The organism is Pantoea sp. sgz302252, from assembly GCF_042610525.1.
Classification (GTDB): domain Bacteria; phylum Pseudomonadota; class Gammaproteobacteria; order Enterobacterales; family Enterobacteriaceae; genus Erwinia.
The window spans coordinates 57410-73912 of the sequence record NZ_JBHDVM010000004.1 but is presented as its reverse complement, the minus strand read 5'-3'; the positions used below and the strand labels follow the sequence as shown (position 1 = coordinate 73912).

Genomic DNA, 16503 nt, shown 5'->3' with positions numbered 1-16503 from the left:
CTTTGAAAACGAAAAATGCTATTAAACCTCACCTGGTTTTACATAGTAATGAGAATCATTTTTTTATAAATAAAGGAGGCTTTCAGGCCGGAGCTTCAGATTGCGCCTTCATGCTTAGATAAGTTAAACGTCCGTTTCTGGCACAAAGCACCCATAAGCACTGCATGGTCCGCTGTGATCGAAAAGCGGACATTACAAGCGAACCGTTAATGTTTGCATAAAGGCCACTATGGTTTTCTCTGATTTCCCGATGCGCCGGGACTTCAGCCCGGCTGTGCTAACCGGGTTAGCTTTGCCAATAATCGACATGACATATGTAGAAGTAAATGGCATAAAAATTGTGCAGCGCTTTCTACCTGCGGCAGGAAAGTTACTTCATGTAGGAACGTATCACCGCCACTATCTCATCAAGGTCTTCTTTTCGTTCCTGTTCAGACGCTTTTTCATCCATCAAATGTTCCCTGATATGGCCTTCCAGTAGCTCACTCATTAGTCCATTAACTGCACCTCGTACCGCTGCTACCTGCTGGAGGATCTTAAGGCATTCCTGGCCGGACTCCAGCGCAGTTTCAAGGGAAGTTGCCTGACCTTTGATACGGCGCACGCGGGTAAGCAGGCTCTTCTGATTCTTTAGTGTATGTCCCATTGCCGATCTCCTGTTGATCAGGTTGTATACTGGGGTATAGTATATTGGTTCAATTTTACGGGCCTTTTTGGCCGTCTGCAACTTATCATGACCGGGTCACGACATGAATGATTTTTCCGCGTTGCTGAGCCAGGGCACTTCCAGTGCTTTGTTGTTTATACCCAGCGCAATAGTGTTGGGCGCACTTCATGGCCTTGAACCTGGCCATTCAAAAACGATGATGGCGGCCTTTATTGTGGCCATCAGGGGGACAGTGAAACAGGCTGTCATGCTGGGGCTGGCGGCGACGCTTTCGCATACTGCCGTGGTCTGGCTTATTGCTATGGGAGGAATGTATATCAGCCGACAGTTTACCGCTGAGACAGCTGAACCATGGCTTCAGCTAATCTCTGGCATCATCATTTTGCTTACCGCCGTCTGGATGTTCTGGCGCACCTGGTCTGAAGCGCGGGAATGGCAGAAAGGGCAGCGTGAAGGGCATCATCATGAGCACGATGAAAGCCACCTCATTGATACCGGCCACGGTAAGGTCAAACTCGCCATCGATGAGTCTGAAGGCCCTGCACGATGGGTCATTACCATCCTGACGGGCCATCAATGGACGGAAAATGACGTAAAAGTGACGACCAGTCGCAAGGATGGTTCAAGCCAGATGTTCTGCTTTAACCAGCAGAACGGATCGCTTGTTTCTGAAGACGTCATTCTTGAGCCGCATGAGTTCAGTGCTCGCCTGGAGCTGGGGCATCGTAACCATGTTCACGGTTACGACGTTGCATTTCATGAACACGATCATGCAGAGCTGGAAGGGCTTGAGGTTGGCTCTGCTGAATATCAGGATGCCCACGAACGTGCTCACGCCGCCGATATTCGCCGTCGGTTCGACGGGCGTGAAGTCAGTAATATGCAGATCCTTCTTTTTGGGCTGACAGGCGGGCTGATCCCTTGCCCGGCGGCGATTACTGTTCTGCTCCTGTGTATTCAGGTTAAACAATTTACTCTCGGCGCAGCTCTGGTTGTCTGCTTCAGCATTGGATTAGCGCTGACTCTTGTCACAGTAGGCGCTGGCGCAGCGCTGAGCGTACGCCATGCCAGCAAGCGCTGGAAAGGCTTTGGCGACATTGCCCGCCGGGCACCTTATTTTTCCAGTGCACTGATTGCGATGGTCGGCCTGTATATGGCCTTCCATGGGCTTAACGGTTTGAACGTATAAAGAGGTATAAAATGGCAGTTAAATCTCCCTGCATCGACCAGTGCGGTTTTACAGGTAAAAATGGATGGTGTGAAGGCTGCGGACGGACGCGCAAAGAGGCGCAGGAATGGCGCAAGTTGTCACCGTTCCACCAGAAGGCAATTGAGCGAGCTCTTGCAGGCCGAATGAACATACTGCGCATGAAACCATAATAAACCGGGTAAATCAAAAGCCCGACATCCAAAACTGACGGGATGGTGAACCAGCAGGTCAGCTGACTACTTAGCAAAACGCGATGTATCTGCTTAACGTTTTCTTTGTACTATTTGAACTTCATCTGTGCCTGCTGGTTATGCCATTTCGCTTAGTCACGCCGAATGTCCGCTCCTGGCACGAAGCGGGCAGGACGCTGCACAAAGTCCGCTGTGAGCGAAGAGCGGACATTCATGTTGCACAGTATTGAGGTGGTTACGTTGCAAAAGGGACTTTAAATGGCAGCAGACAAAATTATACTGCTGCCAGACATAGCCTTATCCTTTTCAGTGAATGGGATTTGCAATTAGCATGATGCTGAGAGAAAGCATGAACAGGGCTATCGCAGCATCAAGCGCGCGCCACGCAACGGGCCTGCGAAAAACCGGCTGAAGAAATCGCGCGCCGAATGTCAGGGTGGTAAACCACACCACGCTGGCAATACAGGCCCCAAGGCCAAACATCCACTTGCCTGCGCCAGGATAACGTGTGGAAAGACTGCCAACGAGCACCATTGTGTCCAGGTAAACGTGTGGATTCAGGAACGTAAAGGCCATGCAGGTCAGAAGCACTTTTTTACGGCTTCCGGCACTTTCGTCAGCAGGCTTGAGCGCCACCGCACCTTTTATGGAGCGCCACGCCGCCATCAGCCCATACACCGCCAGAAACGCCGCGCCTGCAAAACGCAGCACCTGCAGCAGGCCAGGCCACGCCTGCACGAGTCGGCCAATACCCGCCACGCCCGACAGGATAAGCACAATATCGCCCAAAGAGCAGATGGCCACGACCAGCCAGACGAAGTTGCGCTGAAGCCCCTGGCGCAGGGCAAATGCATTCTGTGCGCCAATGGCCATAATGAGGCCGGCACCGGTGGCAAAGCCGGCCGGAATTGCAGATAAGTACATATATCACTCTGAATAAGGTCTGGAATAAGCGCGGGCTGCGTCCGCGCTGGATAAGCCGGGATTTTTGTGCCGACTCAGGAACAAAGAGAGGGTCAGGATGCTTCGATAAGCGACACGCTGTACTGCAGGCCTGACATCATGGCGTCCAGCCCGTCGGTCAGCATTTTTCCGGCTTCCTGCAAGGCATCAAGCGGCATTTCAGGCAGACTTTCCAGAATAAACCACATGTGGTTATCTGACGCGCTCAGGCGGGTCCGCACCCCCTGCCGCCAGTTCCAGCGGCGACAGGTGACGCCCGTATCATCGCACCATACCACTTCACCTGCATCAGGATATTCCACGGTGGCCTGACCATCCTTCAGCGTATCAAATGGCTCGTTGCCGCTGGCGACTATAAGACGGGGGCTGCCGCGATAAGCATTCCCGTTTTCACCGCCAACGGGGACGGCGTAGCGCAGGCTTACTGCGTTATACAGGTCAACTACCGGGTCAAGGGCCGCCATAGAGCGGTCTCGCAGCACGCGTTTGCGTAGTGCCTCTGCCGAACAGGGCGTGCGCTTTGGCTTTGCCCCAAAGGCGCGAAAGACCTCTGACCAGGCATTCAGATGGGCTTCCGCCCACTCAGGCTGGCCGGCGAGAACGTCTTCACAGGCCCTGCGTAGCGCAGCTTCGCCTACGCTGGCATTAACTACCGGGGCGGCAGTCACGCTGATGCTCAGCGCACGAAAACCTGGCGCCAGCTTTGTGACATCAGGGCTGATTGACGGACTTACTGCGAACATTAGATAATCCTGTAATGACTATTTTAGTATATTATAATGACCATTTAACAAAAAAGTCAATATAGCGACCGACTCGGGCGCTGATGCATCCGTGGTTAACGACGCCCTGTCGGCTGCCGTCAGGCAGTATCGCAACCATAAAAAAATGTCGCTGGACGAGCTGTTGCGGCAAGTGGGCGTGAGCAAAGGAATGCTTGTCGAAATTGAAGCCTGCAGAGCCAACCCCAGCATTGCACTGCTTTGCAGGCTGGCGTCGGCCATGGGTGTCTCCGTAGCCGACATCGTTAACATGGCAAGCAGGCCTGGCATGCGCATTATCTCTGCGGAAGGCATTCCCTGCCTGTGGCACGGAGAGCACGGAGGCAGCGCGCGCCTGCTCGTCGGCACAAGCGGCCCGGACATGGTTGAGCTCTGGGAATGGAAAATGTACCCCGGCAAGACTTTTGAAACCGCAGGGCACGCTCCGGGCACAAACAAGCTTCTGCACGTTGTACAGGGCTCCCTGCATCTGAGGGTGGGAGAAGAAAGTGTTGTTATTACGGAGGACTGTTCGGCAATTACCCGGACGGACGAGCCGCACAGCTATGCCTGTTCGGGCAGCGGTTCGCTGGTTTTTACCATGACGGTGAGCGAACGGACACGCTGAGAAAGAAACGGCGGCTGCCCGCCACTTCTTTCTGACAGCTTCAGTACGTCAGGACGCGAGTTTCATCATGATGAGGCCCGCCACGATAACTACCGCCGCCAGTATACGCATCGGGGTGGCCGGCTCTCCCAGAAAATACAGTCCCGCGATAAACGAACCAACTGCCCCGATCCCGGTCCAGATGGTATAGGCCGTCCCCAGCGGAAGAGAACGCATCGCGGTCGCCAGCAGGGCAAAGCTGGCGACCATGCCAGCAATCGTCACGGCCACATAAACGGGGCGCGTGAAGCCTTCAGACAGCTTCATTGAATACGCCCATACAACCTCAAGTACACCTGCGGCAACCAGCATTAACCAGGCCATACTCACTTCTCCTTCTTATCGTCGGGTCGTCCCATAAAAGGCCCTGATTGTGCCGGGTCGTCCCGTCACGGCCGGAATTTAGTAGACTGGTTCTTTTAGCTCTGCGCGAGGGCGAGTCGGGCTGCAAAGCCGATGAACAGCAGCCCGGTAAGGGAGTTGGCCAGCCTGACCAGGCGTCTGCGCGTGCCCAGCCAGCGAGCAATAGCCGCACCGGCCAGCAGTAAAAACGTCATCCATGACAGGCTGATTAGCTGTAGCACCGCGCCCAGCAGGCTGAACGCGACCGCGCTGTGTGCCGACGCCGGGTCGATAAACTGAATAAAAAAAGAGACATAGAACAGAATTGACTTGGGATTGGTGATGCTCAGCATGAACGCCTTCAGAAAGTAGTTTTCTTTCCTGATCGTCGGCACGAGCCCGTCCTGCCGTGGCATATGGAGGGCAGACCAGATGATTTTTATGCCAAGCCAGCTCAGGAAGAGTGCACCCAGGTATTTTACGGCGATAAAAATGTGCGGGCTTGCCTGAATCAGCGTGGCTATGCCGGCCCAGGCCAGAAAAATCAGGAACACGTCCCCGAGCACCACGCCGGCAATGCCTCGGTACGCGGCGCGCACCCCCCGGCTTATTCCTGTACGCAGTACATACAGGCTGTTAGGACCCGGTATCATCACGATTACCAACGCGCCGGCGAGAAAGGTCCAGAAATTTACCACGCCATAGTCATGAAACATTAATTACTCCTCTCGCTGCGTCTGTGACGCAGAAAATATGTCCGAACCGGCTACCGGCCCGTCAGGTCCGGCTGACCGCATTGCCTGACTTATGCAGCGCGTCCGCCAGGTCCTGTGCCAATGCCTCTGACTGCTCATCACTGAGTGAGCCAGGCGTCAGGCGAATAGCATACCGCGGTTCCGAAAGATAAAAGCCAGCTCCCGCGCGGACGAGCCAGCCGCGCGCCTCCATCAGGTTGAGGAGGGCGGCTGGTTCGCTGCACAGCGGAAGCCAGACGTTAAGCCCGTCATACTCCCGCGCTGCCTCCACGCCGCGCGCGTGAAGCGCGGCAAGCAGGGCGTTACGCCTGTCCCGGTAGAGGGCTGCCGCCCCGCTGACTTTTCGAGCCACGGCCGCTGATGACAGCGCTTTCTCCGTCATGTCCTGCAGAATATGGCTCACCCAGTGCGTGCCGGGAGCCATTCGCCGGTTCAGCCTTTCCGACGTGCCGGGATTGCTGGCGACCAGCGCCAGCCTCAGGTCGGGGCCATAAAATTTGGACACCGAGCGAACAATGGCCCAGTTTCGCGTTTCGGCTGCAATCACGTTCTGATAATCGTGCCCTGAAAGCAGGGAAAAATGATCGTCAATGATAACCATCACGTGTGGGAAGCTGGCCAGTACGGCCCTGATTTCCGTCGCCCGCTCCGGGGTCAGGCTGCAGCCGGTGGGGTTATGCGCTCGTGGCGTGACGATCACGACCTGCGCCCCTGCTTCCAGAGCCTCCCGTAGCGGGCCGGGAAGCAGGCCGTGCCGGTCAACCGGCACGCCGGCCGGACTGTACCCGAGGCTGCGGATAGCGTTAATGCTGCTCAGAAAACAGGGTTCTTCAACCGCAATTTTCTCACCAGCTGTCAGGTAGCCGGTCACCAGACGCTCTATAGCGTCAATCGCCCCGTGTGTCAGACTGAGGCCAAACGTGCCGGGCACGTCACGGCTGAACCACTCACGGCCCGCCTTCTCAAGACCCGGGTTGATGACACTCCCGCCGTAGCTGCGCGGCGCCAGGCTGACGGCCTGCAGCAGCGGCGCCAGGTCCGGCAGTACGGATGGCTCCGGATTGCCGCCGGACACGTCAGTCAGCGCCGTCTGACTGGCGGGGCCTTCCTGTTCCGTCACGTCGTCAGGCTGCGTGATGGTGGTGCCGTAACGCCCGTTAGTAACCGCAATGCCGGCTGCCGCCAGCTTTTTGTACGCTGAGGCAACAGTGTTGCGGTGCACGCCAAGCCGGATGGCAAGCTCCCTGACGGGCGGCAGCGCGTCACCGGGCCTTAGCCTGCCCGTACGGACTTTCTGCCTGACGGATTCAAAAATCTCAGATGCTGTCATTGTCTCTGCTCCGGCCTCAGCCGGCCTTCGGGGAATGATATTTTCAGGTGGGCAATGTTGGTTGCTGACTGGCAGTGCCCACTGAAAACCCGTGCCGCAAATAAAATAATGCCTGAGGGCATTATACTGATCCCTTTCAACATTGTCATGTGACAATGAAATGCACTGCTGCTATTCTCGCCGGTATCCAACCAAACTGACCCTGCAGGAGCCTTCTATGTTTACTGGTCTGAGCGCCTTTCCGCTGACGCCCGTCACGCCCGCCGGCTTTGACGAGCACGGTTTCATTCGCATTATTGAACGTATTACGTCTGCCTGCGCCGATTCGATCGGCGTTCTTGGCTCTACGGGCAGCTATGCCTATCTGACGCGTCCGCAGCGCAGCCGGATAGCCGGCATCGCAAAATCACACGCAGGAAATATTCCGGTCATGGTCTGTGTCGGCTCGGTCAGCACCGATGAGGTGCTGCGTCTGGCTGATGACGCACAGGCGGCCGGTGCTGATGCGCTGCTGCTGCCGCCGATTTCGTATCAGACGCTCAGGGACGATGAGGTTTTCGGCCTGTTTGAGACGCTGATGCAGCACGTATCGGTGCCGGTGTGCATCTACGACAATCCCGGCACGACGCGCTTTGAATTCTCAGACGAGCTGCACGGCCGCATCGCCCGGCTGCCTGGTATCCGCTCCGTTAAAATTCCGGGCGTTCCGTCTTTGCCGGATGACGCACGGGCGCGCGTGCACAAGCTAAAGGCAACACTGCCTGAAGGGGTGACGGTCGGAATCAGCGGCGATGCCAGCGCCGCAACCGGACTCAACGCCGGCTGCGAGGTATGGTACTCAGTCTGCGGCGGCCTGTTTCCGCACGCGGCAAAAGAAATCACCGACGCGGCGGCCCGGAGAGAACATGAGCGGGTCATACAGCTCAGCGAGCGTCTGCAGCCACTCTGGAGCCTGTTTCGTAAGCACGGCGGCAGCATCCGCGTAATGGCCGCCGCCGCCGGCGCCCTCGGACTGACGGACACAGACTGCCTGCCCCGGCCTCTTCGTCCGCTTTCTGCCGGTGATATTGCCGAGGTCGCTGCCGTTATCCGTAGACTTGCACTGAGGTAAGGAACATGAAGGAGGAAGCACTGTCAGGCTGTGCCCGGCCGGAGGGCATGGACAGAGCCGGTCTTGCCCGCTACGTGCTGGCTGCGACCCTTGCCCGGCTGGCTGACGGGGGAGGCGTCCTGGCAGTGATCCTTCTGTGCGTTGCCGGCAGTGGCTCCGCCGCCTGGGCCGGCACGCTGGCCGCCTGCATTACGCTGCCTCACCTTGCCGGCCCCTTCATTGCCCGTCGTCTGGACACGGCTAATGATGGCCGGCGCGTCATTGCTGCCGCCTGCCTCGTTCATACCGGACTCATCGTGGCAGCGACGCTAACCTTTTCCTCCGTGCCGCTTTTTTTGACGGGTATCCTGCTGGCCGGTGCCGGCCTCTGCGGGCCGCTGCTCACGGGCGGGATCAGCAGCCACCTTCCGGCCATTGCCGGCCGTACCCGGGAAAGTCAGCGCCGGGCACACGGCTGGGACGTGGCAACTTACGGGCTGGGCGGCACGATTGGGCCTTCCCTGGTTGCGGCGCTTGCCGCCTGGTTTTCTCCTCCCGCAGCGCTGTATGCGCTGGCGGCCGCAACGGCGCTGGCCGCTTTTTTTATCATGCGCATTCCGCACACCTCCGGTGCCGCCGCAGGTGAAGACCGGCAGGTGCCGGGGCCGGTTGCAACGATGAGGCTTATCGTCCGGAATGTACGCCTGAGAAGAACGCTGTACCTGACGCTTGCCGTGGCATTCTGCGTGGCGGTGCTCCCGGTCACGGCCGTCAGCCTGGCACCTGCGCTCGGCGTGGCGGCCACCACGGCTGCTTATCTGACCGTTGCTTACGGTAGCGGTAACCTTGCCGGCTCAGCATGCCTGATGATCCGCCCGCTTGGCGGGGAACCTGATACGCTCATGGTCCGCTTTGCCTGCTTCATTGCTGCAGGTGTTTTTCTTATCCTGCTGAACATGCACTTTGCCGTTCTGCTGCTGCTGTTTTTTGTCACCGGCATGCTAAACGCCGGATTCTTTGCCGCTACCCTTGCCGCGCGGAGTGAATACTCGCCGGCTGTCTGCCGGGGACAGGTATTCGTCTGGGTCGGCGCGCTGAAAATTACGGCGGGGTCGCTGGGTACGGCCGTCGCTGGCAGGCTGATGCTGACGGACAGCAGCTGGCCACTGGCGGTCGGTATCACTGTACTGGCTGCTTTTATCAGTATCGCAATAACAGAAAGAACACTGGCATCCCTTTGTCCTCCGGATAATAAAGAGCGGGACAGGTCAGACTAAGCAAAGACAGTTTTTTACTGGAAATATCATAAAAGCATGATGGAAAGGTTTGTTTCTGGTCAGACGCTTAGCTGTGAATGTCAGACTCTGTCTGCTTCTGGCACAAAGCGGGCATTGGCAGGGGGAAAGTACTTTATAAGTGAAAGCGGACATTCCGCAATATCACCCCAGACTGGTTCTGCCGCTGTTGCCATCATCGATCACCTTTCCACGGCGTCATTTCCGGCACTCTTTCGTTGAGAGCCATGGCTTATCCTGCTGCCTGAAGCTATTGATCCACTATACTGGCTGTATCGCTGTAATGCAGAGAGGAGACTGAGCACGGTTAATTGTTTGATATCAATCTTACCTGTGACCCTTGGGAGAACGAGATGCAAAACAAAAAATACCTGAAAGGACTGCTGGCCGTATCGGCAGTAGTCGCTATGTTCAGCACTGTCGGTGTACAAGCTCAGACGCCAACGGTCGCAGCACATAATGGTGCCGCGGGCCAGAGCGCCTCTGGCACCAGGCTTAGTTCCGGCGACGAAAAAGCGTTAAAGGACATGGCGCAGGCCAATATCAATGAAATCGCTGCTGCCAAAATCGCGTTGAATAAAGCTCAAAGCAGTGAAGTCAAAGCATTTGCTCAAAAGATGGTCGACGACCACAGCAGTGCGCTGGCCAAAGTGCAGACGGTCGCCCAGCAAAAGGGTGTGACGCTGCCCGTTGAACCGGACGCTAAACATAAGGCTATGGCTGCCAGCCTGGAAAAGCAGAGCGGTGAGGCATTTGACAAGGCGTATATGGAAAACGCCGGCACCAAAGATCACGAGATGGTGCTGTCAAAGCTTAAGAGCGACGCCAGTAAGATCAAAGATGCAGATGTGAAGGCCCTCGCCGACGCGCATACGCCGGTTGTTGAACAGCACCTCAAGGCTGCCCAGCAGATATCAAAATCATAAGGTAAGTAAACAGGTTGCCCGACGGATTTGTAACCTGAATCAGCTTTTGTACATTAAGTTGTAGAAAATCACGGCGTGAGTGTCAGTATTAATGGATGGAAGAGTAAACATGCAGACTGGTGTTTACTTATCTTCAATCGCAGGCTGACACTCCCTTCACGTGCTAATAGCTAAAACCGGGCCCGAGCTGCGGTTTGGCTGCCTGGTTTTTAACTCCTTATCCAGATATCTGCTCTCTACGGTTGCGATAGTTTTCTGCGTATAGATTTCCCGAGCGAACCATACCAGGCGCACTGAGCGGATAGTGTTTGTTGTAATGCGCGAAAGCCAGTGTCAAATTCACCCTCGTTGTTCGGCCTAAACATCAGTATCTCCTTCGGGGAAGGGCTTCTGGCTTCACAAATAAAATCATTTATCAACCAAAAACCCCAGTCTCATCTCCCCAAACCGCCTCCCGCACCTTCACCGCGCGCGGCAGCAGCCCCAGCGCGTAGAAGCGATCGGCGATAGCCTGCTGCTGACGGATAATCCCTAAATCCATTCTTCGGGTCTGATGGCTGCGCCTTTTCAGAGCAAGCGCCAGCGACAGGGGCGACAGGCCAAGCTCGGCAGCTAATAAGGCCGCCGCTTCTTCGCGATGCGCATCAATATAACGGCCGGTTTGTTCAAGCGAGGCCAGCAAAATCTGTAACAGATCGCCGTTGCGATCGGCAAAATCACGATGGGCCAGGTAGAACTGATGATTGTTGACGCGGCCCGCGCCGTTCGCCAATACGCGCAATCCGTGCTGTTCCGCCTCGCTAAGCAGCGGATCCCACATCATCCAGGCATCTACGGCCTGGCGATCGCTCGGCGTTAAGGGATATTTTGGCGGCGCATAGACGATGCGCACATCGTCCAGCGTTAAATCTGCCTCATCCAGAAGCTGCAACAGCAAGTAATGTACGTTGGAGCCTTTATTTACCGCGATACGCCTGCCGCGCAGATCTGCCAGGCTGTGAATATCGCTCTCCTGCGTTACCACCAGCGCCACGCTTTGCGGCGCGGCAGGCTCAAAAGCGACGTAACGCAGCGGCGAATGGGCCGCCTGGGCGAACAGCGGCGGCACTTCGCCGGTAGTGCCAAAATCAATTTCATGATTATTTAGCGCGTGCAGCAGCTGCGGCCCGGCCGGAAATTCACTCCAGAGCACGCTGACGCCCAGCCGGGCAAACTGCATTTCCAGCGTCTGGCGCGCTTTCAATACGCCCAGATTGCCGAATTTTTGATAACCGATCTTCAGTTCGCGCTCCTTTGCCTGCATCGGGCCTGAAGACAAAGCGCCTGCCAGGCTGCGCCGTGGCTTAATCAGGCCAAGATGGCTAAGGTGCGTGCGCAAAGTATTGCGGCTAACGCCGAGTAACGCCGCTGCCTGCAACTGGTTGTGCTGGCTCAGCTCAAAGGCGTTGCGCACCAGCGATTCCATCACGCGCTGGTAAACCGGGCCATCGGCCTGGGTCAGCTGCTGGCGCAGAAAGCTGTCCAGCGAGCTTTCCTGAGCGGGTTGCGGCGCGACGACTGGATTAATGCGCAACTGCTGCGGTGTAATCAGCGGCTCTTTACAGAGCAGCACGGCGTTATGCAGCGTATTTTCCAGCTCGCGGATATTGCCCGGCCAGCTGTAGTCTACCAATGCGTGCATTGCCTCTTCACTCAGCCGCAGCTGCGGACGACCCAGACGGCGCGCGTAAAGCGTCAGAAAGTGCTCTGCCAGCAGCGGAATATCCTGGCTGCGCTGGCGCAGCGGCGGCAGCGTCACTTCGGCGACGTTCAGGCGGTAATAGAGATCTTCACGGAAACGTTTTTCACGCATCGCGCTGGCAAGGTTAACGTGCGTCGCCGCAATGACTCGCACATTAACGCTGACGGGACGACGGGAACCAACACGGGTAATCTCGCGTTCCTGCAATACCCGCAGGAGCTTGACCTGAAGCGGCAGGCTCAGCTCGCCGATCTCATCCAGCAGCAGCGTGCCGCCCTCGGCGGCCTCAAACCAGCCCTGATGCCGCTCGTTGGCACCGGTAAACGCGCCTTTCTCATGACCAAAAAGTTCCGATTCCGCCAGGCTCTCTGTCAGCGCGCCGCAGTTTACCGCCAGAAAAGGGCCGTCGCGGCGCGGGCTGTGCTGATGCAGATAGCGCGCCACTACTTCTTTGCCGGTGCCGGTTTCGCCGACGATTAGCACCGTGGCATCGCCGGGCGCAAGGCGATCCAGCACGTTTTTAAACGCCACCGAGGCGGGGTCGATCAAATCAGCTACCGGATTAGGCATGGCGAGCTCCTTATTAACGATTAGCCGTCACCATACCTTCAGCCGCGAGAACTGGCGACAGGGCAAAAAGCGCATTTGCTGCAAATGCAGCAACAGGGAAACAAAGGCTGTTGCATTTGCAGCAGAAAAGCCGTCGCGATAAAAAGTTTAATTTATTGAATTTAAAGCAAATAAAAACAAAAGCGCGCTGGCACGCTTCCTGCAATAACAGTTATAACCAAAGAGAATCAATCTATTGTATTAATTCAGATATCGTTATAAGGATAAAAGATAATGAGCGCATCGCAGGATAATCTAAAGCTGTTCTGGTTTTTACCTACCCACGGCGACGGGCGTTATCTGGGCACGGCGGAAGGCGGTCGCGCGGTCGATCTGCCTTATTTACAACAGGTGGCGCTGGCCGCAGATAATCTTGGCTACTACGGCGTGCTGATCCCAACGGGCAAAAGCTGCGAGGATTCCTGGCTGGTGGCTTCGGCGCTGGCACCCATTACCAAAAGGCTGCGCTATCTGGTGGCGGTGCGTCCCGGCTTACAGCCGCCGACGCTGGCCGCGCGTATGGCCGCCACGCTGGACAGACTTTCCGAAGGACGGCTGTTGATCAACGTGGTGACGGGCGGCGATCCGGTAGAGAACAAAGGCGACGGCATTTTTCTTAGCCATGCGGAGCGCTATCAGGTCACGCGCGAATTTTTAGAAGTCTATTCCCGCCTGCTCAAGGGCGAAAAAGTTGATTTTGAAGGCGAGCATATTCACGTCGAAGGTGCAGAAGTGCTGTTTCCGCCGGTACAGGAAAACGGCCCGCCGCTCTATTTTGGCGGTTCTTCGCCAGAAGCCATCGACGTGGCGGCCAGCCAGATCGACAGCTATCTCACCTGGGGCGAACCTGTGGAGCAGGTAGCGGAGAAACTGGCCGTGGTGCGCCAGCGCGCGGAAGAGCAAGGACGCAAGCTGACCTACGGCATTCGTCTGCACGTTATCGTGCGCGAAACGGAAGAGGAAGCCTGGGCGGCAGCCGATCGTCTGATTGCCCATCTGGATGACGAAACCATCGCCAGCGCGCAGAAAATCTTTGCCCGAATGGACTCCGCAGGCCAGGCCCGTATGAGCGCGCTGCACGGCGGTTCTCGCGAAGGGCTGCGGATTGCGCCAAACTTATGGGCAGGCGTTGGATTGGTACGCGGCGGCGCTGGCACGGCGCTGGTAGGCAGTCCGCAGCAGGTTGCAGAGCGTATTCGTGAATACCAGGCGCTGGGCATTGAGAACTTTATCTTCTCTGGCTATCCCCACCTGGAAGAGGCACACCGCTTTGCCGAGCTGGTAATGCCACTGCTGCAAACCGGCGGCAAGCGTCAGCAAACCATTAATACCGGGCCGTTCGGCGAAACCATTGGCGGCGATCGCCGTCCGACAAAACGCGAAAATTAAGGAGCGCAGCATGGCGGATCAAATCAAGTTTGCCTATTGGGTGCCTAACGTGTCAGGTGGTCTGGTGATCAGCCAGATCCCGCAGCGTACCGGCTGGGATTTCGATTACAACCGCAAACTGGCGCAGATAGCTGAACGGGCGGGCTTTGAATATGCGCTGACGCAAATTCGCTTTACCGCAGGCTATGGCGCGGATAATCAACACGAGTCCGTGACCTTTTCCCAGGCATTATTGGGCGCGACAGAAAAGCTTAAGGTGATCGCCGCCATTCTGCCTGGCCCGTGGAATCCGACGCTGGCCGCCAAACAGATCGCCACCGTGAGCCACCTCAGCAACGCGCGTATCGCGGTCAATATCGTCAGCGGCTGGTTTCGCGGCGAGTTTAAGGCGATAGGCGAGCCGTGGCTGGATCACGAAGAGCGCTATCTGCGTTCGGAAGAGTTTATCCGCTGCTTAAAGGGCATCTGGCGCGAAGAGAGCTTTAACTTCTCTGGCGACTTTTATCGCTATCGTGACTACTCGCTGAAGCCGAAGCCGATGGATCCGCAGCCGGAAATCTTTCAGGGCGGCAGCTCTCGCGCCGCAAGGGATATGGCCGCGCGCGTCTCCGACTGGTACTTCACTAACGGCAACAGCGTGGAAGGCGTTCGCCAGCAGGTAGAGGATATTCAGCAAAAGGCGGCGGCCAGCCAGCATCGGGTAAAAATTGGCGTTAATGGCTTTGTGATTGCTCGTGATACGGAAGAGGAAGCGCAGCAGGTACTGCGAGAGATCCTCGACCATGCCAATCCGGAGGCGGTAAAAGGCTTCCAGCATGAGGTAAAAAACGCGGGCAGCGCCTCGCCGGAAGGCGAAGGCAACTGGGCGAAATCAACCCTTGAGGATCTGGTGCAGTACAACGATGGTTTTAAAACCAACCTGATCGGCACGCCGCAGCAGATAGCGGAAAGAATCGTGGCGCTGAAGCGCGCGGGCGTCGATTTGCTGCTGCTGGGCTTTCTGCATTTTCAGGAAGAAGTGGACTATTTTGGCCGCAAAGTGATGCCGCTGGTGCGCGAGCTGGAGCGGCAGAGCGAACCGGAGCTGCATCATGGCTGAACGGCATATCGTGATTGTCGGCGGCGGTTTTACCGGCACGGCGCTGGCGATCCATCTTGCCCGTAAAGGCGAAGCGGGCTTAACGGTCACGGTAATTGAACCGCGCGAACAGCTCGGGCAGGGCGTGGCTTATGGCACCAGCGATCCGGCGCACCGCATCAATGTTCCTGCTTCGCGTATGCAGCTTTCCGCAGCGGAAGAAGGGGAGTTTGAGCACTGGTATCGCCATTCCGCCGCTTATCAGGCGGATCCGGCAAGCCGCTGGCAGGACGGTAAGCTCTACCCTCAGCGCGCGCAGTTTGGCGCTTACGTAGCGGAGCAGTTTTACAAAGCCGCCAGCAGCGGCAGAGTTAAGCTGGTGCACGTGCAGGATCGTGCCGTCGCGTTTTGCGATGGTGATATCATCACCGCCACCGGCAGGCGCTATCGGGCGGACGAGCTGGTGCTGGCGATCAGCCACCCACCGCCCGCGCTGCCGCGCCTGCTGTTGCCGCTGGCCGACACTCCCGCGCTAATCGCCAATCCCTGGCGGCCGCAGGCGCTGGCGTCTATCGCCGCAGAAGAGCGCGTCGCTATTATCGGCTCGGGCCTGACCATGGCAGATGTAGTGGCCTCGCTGGCGCGGCAGGGGCATCGCGGCCCCATCGTGGCTTTCTCACGACGCGGGCAGCTACCGCGTGACAATATCAGCGGCGATTACGAAAGCCGTGAGCTGGACTATCGGCAACCACCGAAAACGCTTCGTGGCTGGCTGCATCGCGTCCGGCAGGAAGTAGCGCAGGCGGCAAGAGAAGGGCAGCCGTGGCAGCTGGTACTGGACGATATCCGCTATAACGCTCAGCAGATCTGGCAGCGGCTACCGCTGAAAGAGCAACAGCGTTTTCTGCGCCATCTGCGGCCGTGGTGGGATGTGCACCGCTACCGCATCGCGCCGCAGGTCAGCCAGGTTTTGCAAACAGGACAAAGCAGCGGCCAGCTACAGGTGCTGGCGGCCAGGCTTGTCGCTGCCGAGAGCAAAGGCGCGGAAATCGCGCTCAGGCTCAAGCCGCGTACGGGCACTGAAATCAGCCTCAGCGTCGACAGGCTGATCGTCACCACTGGCCCGGCGCACGGCTCGTTGGTAACCAGCGACAAGCTGCTAAGCCAGCTGGCCAAAGAAGGACTTATCCAGGCCGATCCGCTGGCGTTAGGCATCCTGGTGAATGCGCAATCGCGTACGATCGACAGCCATGGCGAAGCCAATCCTCATTTGCATGTTGTTGGGCCAGCGGCGCGGGGCCGCTTTGGCGAACTAATGGGCCTGCCGCAGGTTGCGGAACATGCCGAGCAGTTGGCGGAACAACTGCTACTGCCGGAAAAAAACGCCAAACCGGCGCGATGTCCTCTTTCAACTGATTTGTCCTGAATCCCCTTTTTATAAACTTTGCCGATGCGGCAGGCTCCGGCCTGCGCGTATCCATCTGGAGCA

The 16503-nt window shown here is 57.3% G+C and carries 16 protein-coding genes; 9 read left to right on the top strand and 7 right to left on the bottom strand.

Features of this window, described 5'->3' with window-relative positions; genetic code table 11:
* Nucleotides 1-370 precede the first annotated feature (370 nt).
* Nucleotides 371-646, bottom strand: coding sequence for a metal/formaldehyde-sensitive transcriptional repressor (locus ACETPC_RS08710; protein WP_380180496.1), 276 nt, complete (start codon nucleotides 644-646; stop codon nucleotides 371-373).
* A 103-nt stretch (nucleotides 647-749) separates the two neighbouring features.
* Here ACETPC_RS08710 and ACETPC_RS08705 point away from each other — a divergent pair, with 103 nt between their 5' ends.
* Both ACETPC_RS08705 and ACETPC_RS08700 read left to right on the top strand, forming a co-directional pair.
* A complete protein-coding gene (locus tag ACETPC_RS08705) occupies nucleotides 750-1856 on the top strand; it encodes a nickel/cobalt efflux protein RcnA (protein WP_380180494.1) in 1107 nt (368 codons plus the stop codon).
* Between the two features lie 11 nt (nucleotides 1857-1867).
* Nucleotides 1868-2047 (top strand): DUF1289 domain-containing protein, encoded by a 180-nt coding sequence (locus ACETPC_RS08700; protein ID WP_380180492.1) that lies wholly within the window; start codon nucleotides 1868-1870, stop codon nucleotides 2045-2047.
* A 327-nt stretch (nucleotides 2048-2374) separates the two neighbouring features.
* On the opposite strand, the gene ACETPC_RS08695 is transcribed toward ACETPC_RS08700, so the two are convergent.
* Together ACETPC_RS08695 and ACETPC_RS08690 are read right to left on the bottom strand one after the other, a co-directional pair.
* On the bottom strand, nucleotides 2375-2992 hold the full coding sequence (locus ACETPC_RS08695) for a LysE/ArgO family amino acid transporter (RefSeq protein ID WP_380180490.1): 618 nt from the start codon (nucleotides 2990-2992) through the stop codon (nucleotides 2375-2377).
* A 92-nt stretch (nucleotides 2993-3084) separates the two neighbouring features.
* Complete coding sequence (locus ACETPC_RS08690) at nucleotides 3085-3774, bottom strand: B3/4 domain-containing protein (protein WP_380180488.1); 690 nt, start codon at nucleotides 3772-3774, stop codon at nucleotides 3085-3087.
* Nucleotides 3775-3865: 91 nt separating this feature from the next.
* On the opposite strand from ACETPC_RS08690, the gene ACETPC_RS08685 reads away from it, so the two are divergent.
* Nucleotides 3866-4420, top strand: a complete 555-nt coding sequence (locus ACETPC_RS08685) for a helix-turn-helix domain-containing protein (protein WP_380180487.1) — start codon at nucleotides 3866-3868, stop codon at nucleotides 4418-4420.
* Nucleotides 4421-4468: 48 nt separating this feature from the next.
* On the opposite strand, the gene ACETPC_RS08680 is transcribed toward ACETPC_RS08685, so the two are convergent.
* The 3 genes from ACETPC_RS08680 to ACETPC_RS08670 all read right to left on the bottom strand — a co-directional run bounded on the left by ACETPC_RS08680 (nucleotide 4469) and on the right by ACETPC_RS08670 (nucleotide 6886).
* Complete coding sequence (locus ACETPC_RS08680) at nucleotides 4469-4783, bottom strand: DMT family transporter (protein ID WP_380180486.1); 315 nt, start codon at nucleotides 4781-4783, stop codon at nucleotides 4469-4471.
* 95 nt (nucleotides 4784-4878) lie between these two features.
* Nucleotides 4879-5517 carry a leucine efflux protein LeuE gene (leuE, locus tag ACETPC_RS08675; RefSeq protein ID WP_380180485.1) on the bottom strand — a complete coding sequence of 213 codons (639 nt, stop codon included), beginning with the start codon at nucleotides 5515-5517 and terminating at the stop codon, nucleotides 4879-4881.
* A 61-nt stretch (nucleotides 5518-5578) separates the two neighbouring features.
* Nucleotides 5579-6886, bottom strand: coding sequence for an aminotransferase class I/II-fold pyridoxal phosphate-dependent enzyme (locus tag ACETPC_RS08670; RefSeq protein WP_380180484.1), 1308 nt, complete (start codon nucleotides 6884-6886; stop codon nucleotides 5579-5581).
* Nucleotides 6887-7103: 217 nt separating this feature from the next.
* On the opposite strand from ACETPC_RS08670, the gene ACETPC_RS08665 reads away from it, so the two are divergent.
* The 3 genes from ACETPC_RS08665 (at nucleotide 7104) to ACETPC_RS08655 (ending at nucleotide 10197) form a co-directional block, all read left to right on the top strand.
* Nucleotides 7104-7997: a dihydrodipicolinate synthase family protein gene (locus tag ACETPC_RS08665; RefSeq protein ID WP_380180483.1), complete on the top strand. Its 894-nt coding sequence runs from the start codon at nucleotides 7104-7106 to the stop codon at nucleotides 7995-7997.
* Nucleotides 7998-8002: 5 nt separating this feature from the next.
* Nucleotides 8003-9253 (top strand): MFS transporter, encoded by a 1251-nt coding sequence (locus ACETPC_RS08660; RefSeq protein ID WP_380180482.1) that lies wholly within the window; start codon nucleotides 8003-8005, stop codon nucleotides 9251-9253.
* Nucleotides 9254-9624: 371 nt separating this feature from the next.
* A complete protein-coding gene (locus ACETPC_RS08655) occupies nucleotides 9625-10197 on the top strand; it encodes a DUF4142 domain-containing protein (RefSeq protein WP_380180480.1) in 573 nt (190 codons plus the stop codon).
* A gap of 415 nt (nucleotides 10198-10612) precedes the next feature.
* Here ACETPC_RS08655 and ACETPC_RS08650 read toward each other — a convergent pair whose 3' ends face one another.
* Nucleotides 10613-12508, bottom strand: a complete 1896-nt coding sequence (locus tag ACETPC_RS08650; RefSeq protein ID WP_380180478.1) for an aliphatic sulfonate ABC transporter substrate-binding protein — start codon at nucleotides 12506-12508, stop codon at nucleotides 10613-10615.
* A 273-nt stretch (nucleotides 12509-12781) separates the two neighbouring features.
* Here ACETPC_RS08650 and ssuD point away from each other — a divergent pair, with 273 nt between their 5' ends.
* From ssuD to ACETPC_RS08635, 3 genes are read left to right on the top strand one after another with little or no spacing between them, the layout of a single operon-like run.
* Nucleotides 12782-13936: an FMNH2-dependent alkanesulfonate monooxygenase gene (gene ssuD, locus ACETPC_RS08645; RefSeq protein WP_380180477.1), complete on the top strand. Its 1155-nt coding sequence runs from the start codon at nucleotides 12782-12784 to the stop codon at nucleotides 13934-13936.
* 10 nt (nucleotides 13937-13946) lie between these two features.
* Nucleotides 13947-15035 carry a dimethylsulfone monooxygenase SfnG gene (sfnG, locus tag ACETPC_RS08640; RefSeq protein WP_380180476.1) on the top strand — a complete coding sequence of 363 codons (1089 nt, stop codon included), beginning with the start codon at nucleotides 13947-13949 and terminating at the stop codon, nucleotides 15033-15035.
* The gene (locus ACETPC_RS08635; RefSeq protein ID WP_380180475.1) at nucleotides 15028-16440 is read left to right on the top strand and encodes an FAD/NAD(P)-binding protein; all 1413 of its coding nucleotides are present in this window, start codon (nucleotides 15028-15030) and stop codon (nucleotides 16438-16440) included. The genes sfnG and ACETPC_RS08635 overlap by 8 nt, the downstream gene beginning before the upstream one ends.
* Nucleotides 16441-16503 lie beyond the last annotated feature (63 nt).

Bases quoted from the DNA above. Each gene is read 5' to 3' on its own strand.
- ACETPC_RS08710 (WP_380180496.1), bottom strand. From the start codon at position 646: ATGGGACATACACTAAAGAATCAGAAGAGCCTGCTTACCCGCGTGCGC.
- ACETPC_RS08705 (WP_380180494.1), top strand. From the start codon at position 750: ATGAATGATTTTTCCGCGTTGCTGAGCCAGGGCACTTCCAGTGCTTTG.
- ACETPC_RS08700 (WP_380180492.1), top strand. From the start codon at position 1,868: ATGGCAGTTAAATCTCCCTGCATCGACCAGTGCGGTTTTACAGGTAAA.
- ACETPC_RS08695 (WP_380180490.1), bottom strand. From the start codon at position 2,992: ATGTACTTATCTGCAATTCCGGCCGGCTTTGCCACCGGTGCCGGCCTC.
- ACETPC_RS08690 (WP_380180488.1), bottom strand. From the start codon at position 3,774: ATGTTCGCAGTAAGTCCGTCAATCAGCCCTGATGTCACAAAGCTGGCG.
- ACETPC_RS08680 (WP_380180486.1), bottom strand. From the start codon at position 4,783: ATGGCCTGGTTAATGCTGGTTGCCGCAGGTGTACTTGAGGTTGTATGG.
- leuE (WP_380180485.1), bottom strand. From the start codon at position 5,517: ATGTTTCATGACTATGGCGTGGTAAATTTCTGGACCTTTCTCGCCGGC.
- ACETPC_RS08670 (WP_380180484.1), bottom strand. From the start codon at position 6,886: ATGACAGCATCTGAGATTTTTGAATCCGTCAGGCAGAAAGTCCGTACG.
- ACETPC_RS08665 (WP_380180483.1), top strand. From the start codon at position 7,104: ATGTTTACTGGTCTGAGCGCCTTTCCGCTGACGCCCGTCACGCCCGCC.
- ACETPC_RS08660 (WP_380180482.1), top strand. From the start codon at position 8,003: ATGAAGGAGGAAGCACTGTCAGGCTGTGCCCGGCCGGAGGGCATGGAC.
- ACETPC_RS08655 (WP_380180480.1), top strand. From the start codon at position 9,625: ATGCAAAACAAAAAATACCTGAAAGGACTGCTGGCCGTATCGGCAGTA.
- ACETPC_RS08650 (WP_380180478.1), bottom strand. From the start codon at position 12,508: ATGCCTAATCCGGTAGCTGATTTGATCGACCCCGCCTCGGTGGCGTTT.
- ssuD (WP_380180477.1), top strand. From the start codon at position 12,782: ATGAGCGCATCGCAGGATAATCTAAAGCTGTTCTGGTTTTTACCTACC.
- sfnG (WP_380180476.1), top strand. From the start codon at position 13,947: ATGGCGGATCAAATCAAGTTTGCCTATTGGGTGCCTAACGTGTCAGGT.
- ACETPC_RS08635 (WP_380180475.1), top strand. From the start codon at position 15,028: ATGGCTGAACGGCATATCGTGATTGTCGGCGGCGGTTTTACCGGCACG.